The organism is Nocardia miyunensis NBRC 108239, assembly GCF_001613065.1.
GTDB lineage: Bacteria > Actinomycetota > Actinomycetes > Mycobacteriales > Mycobacteriaceae > Nocardia > Nocardia miyunensis.
In genome coordinates this window covers 26,034-39,088 of sequence record NZ_BDBQ01000093.1, presented here as the reverse complement: position 1 = coordinate 39,088, position 13,055 = coordinate 26,034, and the positions used below count along the sequence as shown (strand labels likewise).

At 67.4% G+C, this 13,055-nt stretch carries 11 protein-coding genes and 1 tRNA gene; 6 read left to right on the top strand and 6 right to left on the bottom strand.

Annotated elements, in window-relative coordinates; translation table 11 throughout:
- Window positions 1-395: 395 nt before the first annotated feature.
- From NM2_RS36845 to NM2_RS36835, 3 genes are all read right to left on the bottom strand, one after another.
- A complete protein-coding gene (locus tag NM2_RS36845) occupies window positions 396-1,850 on the bottom strand; it encodes a metallophosphoesterase (RefSeq protein WP_245718383.1) in 1,455 nt (484 codons plus the stop codon).
- 401 nt (window positions 1,851-2,251) lie between these two features.
- Window positions 2,252-2,920 (bottom strand): EthD domain-containing protein, encoded by a 669-nt coding sequence (locus NM2_RS36840; protein WP_084531946.1) that lies wholly within the window; start codon window positions 2,918-2,920, stop codon window positions 2,252-2,254.
- A 104-nt stretch (window positions 2,921-3,024) separates the two neighbouring features.
- Window positions 3,025-4,191, bottom strand: coding sequence for an FAD-dependent oxidoreductase (locus tag NM2_RS36835; RefSeq protein WP_067679135.1), 1,167 nt, complete (start codon window positions 4,189-4,191; stop codon window positions 3,025-3,027).
- 105 nt (window positions 4,192-4,296) lie between these two features.
- On the opposite strand from NM2_RS36835, the gene NM2_RS36830 reads away from it, so the two are divergent.
- From NM2_RS36830 to pip, 3 genes are all read left to right on the top strand, one after another.
- Window positions 4,297-4,878 carry a TetR/AcrR family transcriptional regulator gene (locus NM2_RS36830; RefSeq protein WP_067679131.1) on the top strand — a complete coding sequence of 194 codons (582 nt, stop codon included), beginning with the start codon at window positions 4,297-4,299 and terminating at the stop codon, window positions 4,876-4,878.
- A 70-nt stretch (window positions 4,879-4,948) separates the two neighbouring features.
- Complete coding sequence (locus NM2_RS36825) at window positions 4,949-6,349, top strand: FAD-binding oxidoreductase (protein WP_067679129.1); 1,401 nt, start codon at window positions 4,949-4,951, stop codon at window positions 6,347-6,349.
- A 160-nt stretch (window positions 6,350-6,509) separates the two neighbouring features.
- Entirely contained in the window at window positions 6,510-7,481 is a 972-nt protein-coding gene (pip, locus tag NM2_RS36820; RefSeq protein WP_067679124.1) for a prolyl aminopeptidase, read from the top strand.
- Window positions 7,482-7,581: 100 nt separating this feature from the next.
- Here the strand turns inward: pip and NM2_RS36815 are convergent.
- The 3 genes from NM2_RS36815 to NM2_RS36805 form a co-directional block, all read right to left on the bottom strand.
- Window positions 7,582-7,654, bottom strand: a tRNA-Arg gene (locus NM2_RS36815).
- Between the two features lie 96 nt (window positions 7,655-7,750).
- Window positions 7,751-8,626, bottom strand: coding sequence for a DUF305 domain-containing protein (locus NM2_RS36810; protein WP_084531950.1), 876 nt, complete (start codon window positions 8,624-8,626; stop codon window positions 7,751-7,753).
- 111 nt (window positions 8,627-8,737) lie between these two features.
- Window positions 8,738-9,604: a thioredoxin-like domain-containing protein gene (locus NM2_RS36805; protein WP_067679122.1), complete on the bottom strand. Its 867-nt coding sequence runs from the start codon at window positions 9,602-9,604 to the stop codon at window positions 8,738-8,740.
- Window positions 9,605-9,695: 91 nt separating this feature from the next.
- On the opposite strand from NM2_RS36805, the gene argS reads away from it, so the two are divergent.
- From argS to lysA, 3 genes are all read left to right on the top strand, one after another.
- A complete protein-coding gene (gene argS / locus NM2_RS36800) occupies window positions 9,696-11,354 on the top strand; it encodes an arginine--tRNA ligase (protein WP_067679119.1) in 1,659 nt (552 codons plus the stop codon).
- Between the two features lie 134 nt (window positions 11,355-11,488).
- Window positions 11,489-11,617, top strand: a complete 129-nt coding sequence (locus NM2_RS52695; protein ID WP_281182678.1) for a hypothetical protein — start codon at window positions 11,489-11,491, stop codon at window positions 11,615-11,617.
- Complete coding sequence (gene lysA, locus NM2_RS36795; protein WP_067679116.1) at window positions 11,614-13,035, top strand: diaminopimelate decarboxylase; 1,422 nt, start codon at window positions 11,614-11,616, stop codon at window positions 13,033-13,035. Before NM2_RS52695 ends, lysA begins: the two co-directional genes overlap by 4 nt.
- The last annotated feature ends 20 nt before the right edge of the window (window positions 13,036-13,055 follow it).

The following is a 13,055-nucleotide window of genomic DNA, read 5'->3' as shown; positions in this document are numbered from 1 at the left end:
GCACTCGTTCCTCGCACCCGCCACGCGTCCGGGCGGCGAGCCGCGCCGCAAACCAGGTGTCGGCGTTGTCGGGGGCTGGTGGAACGAGGTGTGCGGGGCTACGTCTTCGTGGCGTTGGTGGGTGTCTCGGGGCATTCTGTGTCGGCTGTGCGGTTGCTCTTCGGTGTTCGCTGGTGGCGAGCCGCGCTGCTGGTGTTGGCGTGCGCCGTATGTGGGTGAACGTGGCGTGAGGTTCGCGGGGTGGGTGTTGGCTTTGGGGGTTGTTCCTTGGTTTTCGCCCGTGCAGGTGCGGTGAGCCGCGTCGCAATAAGGGTTGACGTTGTCCGGGGCTGACTCTCGTTGGTCGTCGGCCGGATGTTGGTTCGCGGCAGGTGGGTGAACTCGGGGTGGTCGGACTACTTCAGGCCGGAAAAGTCTTGTAGCACAACGTGATTGCGGTCGGTGGTGGTGCCGAGGGTGTATTCGGGGATGAGGCCCAGGTATTCGGCGCGGCTGCGGGTGCTCCAGCGGCGGGCGTCGGGGGTTCGGGTCTTGTAGAAATTGGCGGTGTAGCCGCCCTCGTAGAGGCGGACGAGGGTGTAGCCGCCGGGATATTCCTTGACCGCGCCGACCTCGAGGAATTCGACGTTCAGCGGGATGTCGGGGGCCGTGCGGCGGTTGCGGTGGGTGTGACCCGCGTGATGCAGGAATACGCCGGGTGCGGATCGGTAGAGATTCTGCAGGGTCATCGCGTCGGGGCGGTTCAGGACGAAATCCGGGCCGTTGATATTGGACAGCGCCGAGTTCAGGGTGACGGGGTGATGGCCGAAGACCAGCGTCGGGCGGTCCGGTTCGGCTCGGAGCACCTCGCGCAGGTGCGCCAACTGTTCGGGATCGATGGCGCCGCCCGCCTGGTCGAGGCGGGTCGTGTCCAGGCCGAGCAGCCGCAACTCGCCCACCCGATGCTCGGTGGGTTGCCCTCGCGCGCCGAATGATTCGCCCCAGCAGTCGTGGTGGTCGGCATCGACTACCGGGGGACATCCGGCGTACTCCGCACCGACGTGTGGCCGGTCGTGATTGCCGCGTACCGCGAACCAGTCCCGCTCGGCCCTGCCCCAGCGATCCAGATGTGCTCGTACGGAACGACTCTGGCCCGGTGTCGCCTCCGCGGTGAGGTCGCCGGCCAGCAACAGATGATCCGCGCCGCGGTCGGGTCGGCGCAGATCGCCGAGCATCGCGGTGAGCATCACCTCGGGATACGGGGGTAGGCCCGGTTCCTGTTGGATGCCCGGCGGATATTCGTTCACGATCAGTCCGGCGATCTCCTCACCGAAATGCACGTCGTTGCACAGCGCCACGGTGCGCAGCAGACGTCCCGGCGGCTGTACGAGCGTGGTGAACCGTCCGGCGCATTCGGCGCTCCCGGGCAGATGCGTCACCACGGTCGCCGCCGGAACCGCGCGCACACCGTCGGACCATGCCTCGAAACGATATGTGCGCCCGGGTTCGAGGCCGGTGACCTCGGCGTAGTGGTACGGCGTCCGGTCGCTGTCGTCGTGGACGGTCCGGGCCGGTCCCGTCGCATCGGCCCGGGCCAGGCGGACCTGTGTGCCCGCGTCGACCGGAATCCGATTCCCGGACGCGTCCGCTCCCAGCGTGGTCCAGGTCAGGATCACCGAGGTCGGCGTCAGGGTGACCACCTCGAGATCGGTGGCGACCATCGAATTCGGTTGTGCGCGAGCGGTTCCCGCCGCGACCATGATCGGCGACGCCGCCAGTGCCGCGAGCAGGCGTCGCCGATTCGGACCACAACACGTCATCAGCGGCATCCCCGTTCGCACCCGTCGGCCCGCCGTCCCGAGGGCGGGCATCGTCACCGCGCAGACTACGGCACGCGGGCTTCGGATTCGTGATCACGCACGCCGGTTCGTGCACGTTGGTTCAGACCACGCATGTTCGCGCGCGTTGGCGCGCACCCATCGGAGCCGGGCGATCGGGAACCCCCAATAGCGGTGCGGCCAGTACGGTTCGCGTGCGTGATAGTACGAGTACGGCGGTCTGTTCTCGCTGGCAGCGGGATCTGTGATGGCCGCGAACACCGTTGTGGAGCACGGCTGGGGGCAGATAGCGGCGGCCGATGCGTGGCGGGGTGGTCGAAGGTGAGGTGACTGGCCAAGGGCCTCCAGGAAGCAGATGGTCGGAATTCTGAACCGATGGCCGGAATATCCAGTGTCAGAAGATAATTCGGAATGATCTGTCCGTGAGATGGATCTCAGCGGAGGGTGTAGTGGTATCTGCTGGTCGGGACGACGTCGATGTCGCGGTTGGCCCCGAAGATATCGATGCTGCTCATCATGCGGGTGACGCGGCGCTGCAACTCGGCGTCGTCTCCGCCGCTGCCCCAGAACTCGTGCGGATCGATCATCGCGGCCATGGGGAACAGCTCCTCGACCAGGCCGTCGACGCGACGTCCAGGAGTTATCGCCGAGACGACGGTGTTCTGCAGATAACCGAAGGTCGCCTGGGTTTCGATGGCGATCGTGGTGTGTACCTCGTGCCAGTACTGCCGCCACGCCTCGGGCGTCATCTCCGACGGGATGCGTAGGAACGCGATATTGGACAACGCGTCGAAACGCACTCCGTCGGGCGTCGCCGGGGGCTTCATCGGGACGCGTTCCTCGACGATCCAGCCCTCGAATCGATCTGTGAGGGAGGCCAGTTCGCGAGTGATCGGCTCGTGGTCGCTCTCGGTCCACACGCTGACCACCGCGTCCACCGGATCGTCGTAGGTCGACAGCCGCAACTTCGCCTCCGCGACGTCGCCGTCGACCACGTTGACCTGTAGTTCGCTCGCGCCCGCGCGGGCGAGTCGAGCGTGCGAGCCGGGGGAGCGGAGCGTCTCGGCCAGCTCCGAACCCCACAGGGCATACATCAATTTCATCTCGGTCGCCCTTTCGGCATCGGTGTGGTCGGAGAGGGTATCGGTGCGAGGCCACCGTCCGCGGGAATTCCCACGGACGATCTCGCTGAGCGGAACTCGTCCGGTCAGCGAGCGGTCAGCTCGGCGAGCCGGAAGGCCATGGCCCGCCGCATGCCCGGAAAGGAGAGCGCGATGCGGATCACGGCGTTGCGCAGTGCGCGCGCCGGCCGCGGGCGCAGGGTTGCCATGCGGGTCATCCGATCGGTGAGGGCGACCACGCCCTGAGCGATCGGGCGGCGGATCGCCTCGTACTGGTCGAGCAGGATGTCCGGCTCGCCGTGCAACACCCGCGCGAGCAGTTGGCCCAGTAGTGCACCGTCCTGGATGCCGGTGTTCATCCCCTGCCCGCCGGCGGGGCTGTGCACATGTGCGGCGTCACCGGCCAGCAGGATTCGCCCGGCGCGGTAGTGGTCCGCGAGCCGATGATGGACGCGGAAACGCGAGCTCCACAACACCTCTCGCACCCGTCCGCCCGGATGGCGGTCGTCGATGATCGCCTGCATGAAAGCCAGGTCCGGATATTCGGGCGCCTCATCGATCGTCGCGACGATGCGGAACCGGTCGTCCTGCTCGTCCGGCAGTGGCGCGACGAGCATGAATCCTTGCGGAGCCAGGTGCAGCGAGACCTCGGTGCGCGGATCGGGCCAGTCCATCCGGACGTCGGCGAGCGCGAACGACTCCGGATAGCTCGCCCCGGTGAATCCGATACCCGCCTGCTCGCGGACCACGCTGTGCATTCCGTCCGCGCCGATCACGTAGTCCGCCCGGATGGATCCGGGATCGCCTGCGGCATCGGTGAATTCGATGGTGACACCGGTCTCGTCGCCCTTGACCACGCTGACCGTGTAGGGACGCAGAACCGTGCCACCGGCCTTGCGGAGCCGGGCAAGCAGGACTTCCTCGGTGGTGGCCTGGCTGATCAGCAGCGCGTAGGGGAATCGGGTCGGCAGGCCGTCGAACCCGACGGTGGCCAGGCGCCGCGCGCCGTCGTTGAGGTCGAACTGATCGACGATGAGGCCGCGCTCGGTCAGCTCCCCGGCGACGCCGAATTCGTCGAGCACCTCGAGGGTGCGGGCATGCACGACCGCGGCGCGCGAGGTGTTCGCTCCCTCGGCCAGCTGGTCCAGCAATACCACGTCGACGCCCGCGTCGGCGAGGGCGATTCCGGCGGTCATTCCGGCGGGACCTGCACCGATGACGACGACCGAAGCGGTGGCGGGAACGGTGTTCATGACGGCTCCTCAGATTTGCCAACATTTGTAGGCCAACGGCTGTTGACATCAACGATAAGGCCAAGGCACTGGCGCGTCAACAGTTGTTGGCCTACATTTGTTGGCATGACCGCCGAGACCGCTCCCCGCCGCTCCGATGCCACCCGGGCCGCCATCCTGGCCGCCGCCCGGCACCGCTTCGCGCAGGACGGGTTCCGCAAGGCGACCATCCGGGCCATCGCCGCCGACGCCCGGATCGATCCGTCGATGGTGATGCGGTACTACGGCAACAAGGAGGGGCTGTTCTACTCGTCTCTGGAGATCGATCTGGAACTGCCGGATCTCGGTGTGGTGCAACAGGATCTGCTGGGTGAGGCGATCGTGCGCCGATTCCTCGAACTGTGGGAGACGCCGCCCAGCGACGAGATCCTGTTGACCCTGCTGCGCTCGGCGATGACCGACGATTCGGTGGCACAGCACGCCCAGCGGATCTTCGGCGGGCAGATCATGCCGATGGTGTTGCGCGTCGGCGATCCGGCCGACGCCCCGCGCCGTGCGGGCCTGATCGCCAGCCAGATGCTCGGCATCGCGCTGTGCCGCTACGTGCTGCGGCTCGAACCGGTGGTCGCGATGACGCACGCCGAGCTGGCCGCCGACCTCGCACCCGTCCTGCAGCGATATCTGACGGCCCGTCCCGGCGAATCCTGACCCCCGCGGCCCGGACTCGGCCGGGTCGTAGGGTTGAGCTGCCGTCGTGGCGGCACGGCGTGCACGAGGAATGCGAGGTGCGGTGGTGAATTCGGTGGAGGAACTGGCCGCGCGGCTGCCCGCGGGCCGCGTCGTCACGGATCCGGACGTCATCGAACGTTATGGGCACGACGAGGCGGAATGGGCGCCCTACGAGACGCCGCTGGCGGTGCTGCGTCCGCATTCGGCCGAGGAGGTCCGCACCATCGTGCGGTGGTGTGCCGAGCATCGCACGCCGGTGATCGCTCGCGGTGCGGGAACGGGATTGTCCGGCGGGGCGAACGCGATTCGAGGCAGTGTGGTGCTCTCGTTCGAGCGCATGAACGCGGTGCTGGAGATAGATCCGCTCGAACGCGTCGCGGTCGTGCAACCGGGTGTGATCAACGAGGACCTGCGCAGCGCCTGTGCCGAGCAGGGGCTCTGGTATCCGCCGGATCCGGCGAGCGCGCCGTGGTCCACGATCGGCGGTAACGTCGCAACGAACGCGGGCGGGCTGTGCTGCGTGAAGTACGGGGTGACCCGCGACTACGTCCTGGGTATGCAGATCGTCACCGGCACAGGAGAATTGGTGCGGCTGGGCCGTCGCACCGCCAAGGGGGTGGCGGGTTACGATCTGGCCGGGCTGATGGTCGGTTCGGAGGGGACGTTGGGCGTCATCACCGAGGTCACGCTGCGGCTGCGTCCGCGTCGTCCGGCCGAGCGCACCGTGGCCGGATATTTCGACTCCATCGTGCACGCCGGACGTGCCGTCGAGGCGGTGGTCGGTTCCGGGGTGATCCCCTCGGCGCTGGAACTGATCGATCGGCATTGTCTACGCGCGGTGGACGATTGGAAGAAGCTCGGACTGTCGGTGGATGCGGAGGTGGTCCTGCTCGGCCGGGTCGACGTGGCCGGATCGGTCGGCGAGGCCGATGCGGAGACCATGCGCGGCTGCTTCGAAAAGGCCGGCGCCACCTGGAGTGCGGTATCCACCGACGAGACCGAGTCCGAGGCGCTGTTCCAGGCCCGCCGCCTGGCCTATCCGGCCGTCGAACGCCTGGGACCCGTTCTTACCGAGGACATTTGCGTCCCCGTCCGCGCGGTGCCCGATATGCTCGCCCGCATCGAGCAGATCGCCCTGCGTCACGACACCGTCATCGCCAATATCGCCCACGCCGGCGACGGCAACCTCCACCCCCTGCTCATCACCTCCCACGACGACGAAGCCGCCCGCGCCCGAGCCCAGGCCGCCTTCGCCGACATCATCGATGCCGCACTGGATTTCGGCGGCACCGTCACCGGCGAACACGGCATCGGCCTGCTGAAGATGCCCGGCCTGTCCCGAGAACTGGACCCGGTAGCCATGTCCATGCACCACAGCATCAAACGAGCCCTCGACCCACACGGAATTCTCAACCCCGGCAAGGTGATCGCCGCGCAACAGCCCGATTGACCCTGTGCCGCAGTGCCGCTGCCGTTTTCGAGGTCGGCCGATCCGATCCTTTCGGGAGTGGCCGCCGTCCGATGTGCAACGGCCGATCCGCGACCGAGCGCGTGCCACATCCAGGGCAAGCGGTACAACAGCCGACTTGTCATGACTACCGTCGAGGGTTATGTCTGCTTCCAAAGCGCGGCAACCCTTTCCCATGATCGAGCCCTACGCGTCCGGGCTGCTCGACGTCGGTGCGGACAACCGGATCTACTGGGAAACCAGCGGGAATCCCGACGGGCGACCCGCTCTGGTGGTGCACGGCGGCCCCGGCGGTGGCGGCCGACGCGGCAGTCGCAGACTGTTCGACCCGGATGCGTTCCGGATCGTGCTGTTCGATCAGCGCGGCTGCGGCGAGAGCCTGCCGAATGCCGCCGATCCATCAGTTGATATGGCGCACAACACCATTGAACACCTACTCGCCGACATGGAACGACTGCGCGAGAGCCTGGGCATCGAGCGCTGGCTGCTCTACGGCGGTTCGTGGGGCTCGACTCTGACCCTCGCCTATGCCCAGCGTCATCCGGACCGCGTCATCGGGATCGTGCTGGTCGGCGTGACCATGACCCGGCCACAGGAGGTCGACTGGCTCTATCACGGCCTGCGCTTGCTGCTGCCGGTCGAGTGGGAGCGGTTCCGCAACGCTGTACCTGCCGCCGAGCGGGACGGGAATCTGGTCGAGGCCTACCGAGGACTCATGGAGCACCGGGATCCCGCTGTGCGCGCGAGCGCGGCCCGGGAGTGGTGCGTCTGGGAGGATGCCGTGATCGCGCACGAAACCCTCGGCGCGCCAGGCCAATACAGCGCCAAACCGGATGCGGCGAAGCTGGCGTTCGTGCGGATCTGCACCCACTATTTCGCCAACGCCGCCTGGCTCGCCGACGGCCGGTTACTGCGCGACGCCCACCGCCTCACCGGTATCCCCGGCGTCCTCATCCACGGGCGCCTCGACCTGTCCGCCCCACTGCTCACCGCCTGGGAACTCGCTCGAGCCTGGCCCGACGCCGACCTACGAATCATCGACGACTCCGGCCACACCGGCAGCCCCACCATGCAAACCACAATCCTCGACGCTATCGCCCGATTCGCCGACTGAACGTCAGGTCAGGTGGAGGTGCGCCCCGAAAGCACCGTAGTCCCCGAATCTCCTCCGCATAAAAAATGCCGCCCACCAGTAATTTCGGTGGACGGCTGGGTGCCCTCGGCAGGAATCGAACCTGCGGCCTTCTGCTCCGGAGGCAGACGCTCTATCCCCTGAGCTACGAGGGCGGGGATGGACCCGCTCGTCCTATGTCCGATCGGGCTGGGAAAGCGTATCGCATCCTTGGCTGTGCGCCAAAAAGCGGGTTTCAGGCGGGGGTCAGGTCATGGGGAGGGGGTTGCGTCGCGGGCGGTGAGGAGTTGGGTCATCAGTTGGATTTCGCCCTGTTGGGTGATGTTCATGCTGTCGGCCAGGGTGCGGACGGCGTCGGTGTCGGCGTGGGAGGTCGCGTAGCTGACCATGGCGATTCCACCCTGGTGGTGGCGGAGCATCAGTTGCAGGAACAGGGTGTCCTGGGCGGGGCCGCTGAGTTGGCGCAGGTTGTTCATCTCGGCGGCGGTGGCCATGCCGGGCATGGCCTGCACCAGGCCGGTGGGGGTCGAACTCATCGGCATCGAACCCATCGATCCGTGCATGGTGTCGTCGCTGGCCATCCAGCCCATATAGCCGTCCGGGTCAACGATCGGACGCTCCCACAGCTGCAACCAACCCTGCATGCGCCCGGCCTGATTCTGCTGGGTGGTGAGAATGTCGTAGGCCAGCCGCTTCACTTCCGGATCGCCGCCGCCGGACAATTCGAGCGCGGCCATCTGCACCGCCTGCGCGTGATGCACCGACATGTCCTGACAGAACCCGACATCCACCGCGTTGGGGGCGGCATCACCCTTGTCCTGCAACGGAATTCGCGCGATCACGCCAATCGCGAACCCGGTCAGCAGCAGGCACGCCCCGATCAGCGCCAGCAGTGTCGTACGCCGCCGCGGAGATCCCGAGTCGTCCGAAGCCTGCTCGGCCTCGGTCTCGTCCCGGTCCGAATCGAAGTCCCCGGACGACACCGCAGCGGTATTCGCGGGCGCGGCAAGCCCCTCGACGGCCTGCTCGGCAGCGGATTCGCCGTGGCCGGCCGGATCGATGACCCGACCTGATCCAGGCGATCGGACCTCGCCGGTCGCATTCGCCGACGTCGTGTCCTCGCTCATGTCGGCATCCACGGATCGCCCCGTCGGTTCGGTGTGTCCGGTCGAATCGGCGGTAGCGATCCCCTCGACCGGATCGGTCGGACCGGACGAGGCAGCGTCCCGCGCGGCCATCTACCGACCGGCTCCGGGAACGATCTGCCCGCCGCCGGAGGGAACCGGGATGCCCGGGATCCCGCCCGGCAACGCACCGCCCATTTCGCTCAGATCCGCCCGCAATCCCTTGCCGTCCATGGGGATCGCGTCCTTGCCGGGGGGAGTGGGGTCGAACGCCGGTGGGTTGTCGGTGTCGAAGGTCGGGTTGGCGCAGTCCGCGCCCACCTCGGGATAGGTGTACTGGTTCAGGCGCAGGGCGCTGATGAATTCGCCGACGCGCTTGTCCTCAGCGTTGTCCAGTTTCAACTGGTGGCCCCAGGACTGCAGCGAGACGGCGTGATCCAGACCGGGATACGGCGACATCAGCATGGCGGGCTTGCCCTGCACGCGCTGCTTCAGCGAATCCAGGGCCGCGCCGGTGACCTTGTCGGGGTTGTAGGCGATCCAGATCGCGCCGTGCTCGATCGAATGCACCGCGTTCTCGGTGCGGATCGCCTTGCCGTACACCACGCCCGTGCAGGTTGCCCAGGACGCGTCGTGCGGGCCGCCCATCGGCGGGCTCATGTCGTAGGCCACCCGCTGGGTCGCCGCGACGTGCAGACCGGCCGGATAATCCTTGTGCACCACGCCCGGAATATCGGTCGAGGGATCCTTGTGCTCCGCGGTCGGGGTGAACTTCTGCGCATCGGCCTTCTGCTGATATTTCGGCACAAGGTAGACCGCGAGCGCGGCGACCAGCGCGACGATCACCACGACGCCGCCGACGATGGGCCACTGGATCCGCCGTCCCCCGGGCAGTTTCGGACCCCCTCCGGTTCTACTCGCGGGAGCGGACCGGGCGGCGGCCCGAATGGCCTTGGCCGATTTTGCGCTGGTGTTCGGCATCGCTGATGGGCTCTCTTCGATCGGTCGGCTGATCCGAGTCCGGGAAACCCGCTGGCGGCGCCCCCCTGCTCGAACCATAGGATAGTGACTCGTGACTCCAGTTGACCTTGCAGATCTCCTTCGTGCTACCGCGGCGAAGGTGCTCGTGGAACGTGGATCGGACCCGGCGGTCCTGCCCGACGAGGTCACGGTGGAGCGTCCGCGCAATCCCGAGCACGGTGACTATGCCACGAATGTGGCCATGCGGGTGGCGAAGAAGGCCGGAATGAATCCGCGCGAACTCGCCGGTCTGCTCGCCGAGGCGCTCTCGGCCACGGACGGAATCGACACCGCCGAGGTCGCCGGGCCCGGATTCCTCAACATCCGCCTCGCCGCCGCCGCACAGGGCGCGATCATCGAGAAGGTCCTCGCCGCGGGCGAACGCTACGGCACCGCCGACACCCTGGCGGGCGCGAAGATCAACCTGGAATTCGTCTCCGCGAATCCGACCGGTCCCGTTCATCTCGGCGGCACCCGCTGGGCGGCGGTGGGCGATGCCCTCGGCCGCATCCTGATCGCGCAGGGTGCGGAGGTGACCCGGGAGTACTACTTCAACGATCACGGCGCGCAGATCGACCGGTTCGCCAACTCCCTGGTCGCCAAGGCCACCGGCGCACCGACCCCGGACGACGGGTACGCGGGCGCGTACATCACCGAGATCGCCGACACGATCGTCGCGGCGAATCCGGGAGCGCCGGAGCTGCCCGAGACCGAGCGGCACGAGCTGTTCCGGCGCGAGGGCGTGGAGCTGATGTTCGCGCAGATCAAGGCCTCGCTGCACGAGTTCGGCACCGACTTCGACGTCTATTTCAACGAGAGCGCGCTGTTCGAATCCGGTGAGGTCGAGCGTGCGGTGGCGACGCTGAAGTCCTCGGGCAAGCTGTACGAGAAGGACGGCGCCTGGTGGATCGCCTCCACCGAATACGGTGACGACAAGGACCGCGTGGTCATCAAGAGCGACGGCAATTCCGCCTATATCGCCGGTGACATCGCGTATTTCCACAACAAGCGTTCGCGTGGGTTCAACCTGTGCATCTACATGCTCGGCGCGGACCACCACGGCTACATCGGACGTCTGAAGGCCGCCGCGGCCGCCTTCGGCGACGATCCCGCCACCGTCGAGGTGCTCATCGGCCAGATGGTGAATCTGGTGAAAGACGGTGTGGCCGTGCGGATGTCCAAGCGCGCGGGCACCATCGTCACGCTCGACGACCTGGTCGACGCGATCGGCGTGGACGCCGCTCGCTATTCGCTGATGCGCTCCTCGGCCAACAGCAGCATCGATATCGATCTGGACCTGTGGACCAAGCAGGAGAGCGTCAACCCGATCTACTACGTGCAGTACGCGCACGCGCGCACGTGCCGGATCATCGAGAACTCGGATTCCTTCGACTTCGCTTCGGTGACACCGGATTTCGCCGCGATGACCGCGGACCGCGAGGGCGAGCTGATCCGCACCCTGGGCGAGTTCCCCCGGATCGTGGCCACGGCCGCGGAGACGCGCGAGCCGCATCGGGTGGTGCGCTATCTGGAGGAGCTGGCCGGTGTGTACCACCCCTTCCAGTCCGACAACGAGATGCGCGTGCTGCCCCAGGGCGACGAGCCGCTCACGCCGCGGCATGCCGCGCGTCTGGAACTGGTGAAGGCGACGCGTCAGGTGTTGCGCAACGGTCTGGCGCTATTGGGCGTCAGTGCCCCGGAGCGCATGTGAACCAGCGCCACACCTCGAGGGAACCGGCCGGATGCCTTGTCCGGCAGGCTCTTTCGATCACGCCCGAGGTCGGGTGGCAGATCCGTGCAGTGCGGCGCGGACACGAGCGTGTACTGAGGAAGGAATCATCCGTCGTGAGCGAGCGTAGCGAGCGAATCATCGATCGGGCCGCGGGCGCGCTCATCTCCGAGCCTGGCCGGGGTGTGTACGAGGGCCGCGGGCGCGCTGTCGGCGTCTCGAGCATCGACGGGCCGCGGGCATGAGCGCGCATCCCGCCGGGCCGCGGCACGCCGAGATCCCGCACGCCCCGAATCTGCCGGAGCGGCCGAGCGATCCGGCGCAGCTGATCGATCTGCCCGAGAACGTCTGGCCCCGCAACGCCTCTCGCGACGCCGACGGTGTGGTGCGGCTGGCCGGTGTGCCGGTGCGCGAACTCGCCGAGCGGTTCGGCACCCCGCTGTTCGTGGTGGACGAGGACGACTTCCGTTCCCGCTGCCGCGATATGGTGCGCGCGTACGGGCCGAATGCCCGAGTGCACTACGCCTCCAAGGCTTTCCTGTGCGGTGAGGTCGCGCGCTGGGTCCGCGACGAGGGCCTGTCCCTGGACGTGTGCTCCGGCGGCGAACTCGCGGTGGCCCTGCATGCCGGATTCCCGGCCGAGCGAATCGCCTTGCACGGCAACAACAAATCGGTCGCCGAACTGGATGCGGCGGTCTCGGCGGGGGTGGGCCACGTGGTGGTCGACTCGCTGATCGAGATCGACCGGCTCGAAGCCGCGGCCGGTCGCGCGGGTGTGGTGCAGGACGTCCTCGTGCGCGTCACCGTCGGCGTGGAAGCTCATACGCACGAATACATTTCGACCGCGCACGAGGATCAGAAGTTCGGCTTCTCGATCGCCGGCGGCGATGCGATGGAGGCGCTGGCGCGGGTGTTCGAGGCGCAGAATCTGCGTCTGGTCGGCCTGCACAGTCACATCGGCTCGCAGATCTTCGACATCGACGGCTTCGAGATCTCCGCGCGGCGCATGCTGCGCCTGCTGCGCGAGGCGATCGAGAAGTTCGGCGTCGAGCGCACGGCGCAGATCCACACCCTGGATCTCGGTGGCGGCCTGGGCATTTCGTATCTGCCCGGGGACGACGCGCCGCCGCTGGACGAATTCGCGAAGAAGGTCTGCCACCTGGTCGAGGAGGAGTCCGCGCACATCGGACTGCCCACGCCGACCATCGCGATCGAACCGGGCCGTGCCATCGTCGGACCGGGCACCGTCACGTTGTACGAGGTCGGCACGATCAAGGACGTCATCCTGGACGCGGGCGCCCAGCGCCGCTACATCAGCGTGGACGGCGGCATGAGCGACAACATCCGCCCGGCGCTGTATCAGGCCGAATACGACTGCCGTCTGGTCTCGCGGTCCAGCGAGGCCGCCGCGGTCGTCGCCCGCGTGGTCGGAAAGCATTGTGAGAGCGGCGATATCGTGATTCGCGACACCTGGATGCCCGAGGACGTCGGTCCGGGCGATCTGATCGCCGTGGCGGCGACGGGTGCGTACTGCTATTCGATGTCGAGCCGATACAACCTGTTGACCCGCCCGGCGGTGGTCGCCGTGCGCGACGGGCAGGCGCGCCTGATCCTGCGTCGCGAAACGGTGGGAGATCTCTTGAGCTTGGAGGTGCAATCATGACGGCATCGCGCAGCGATTCG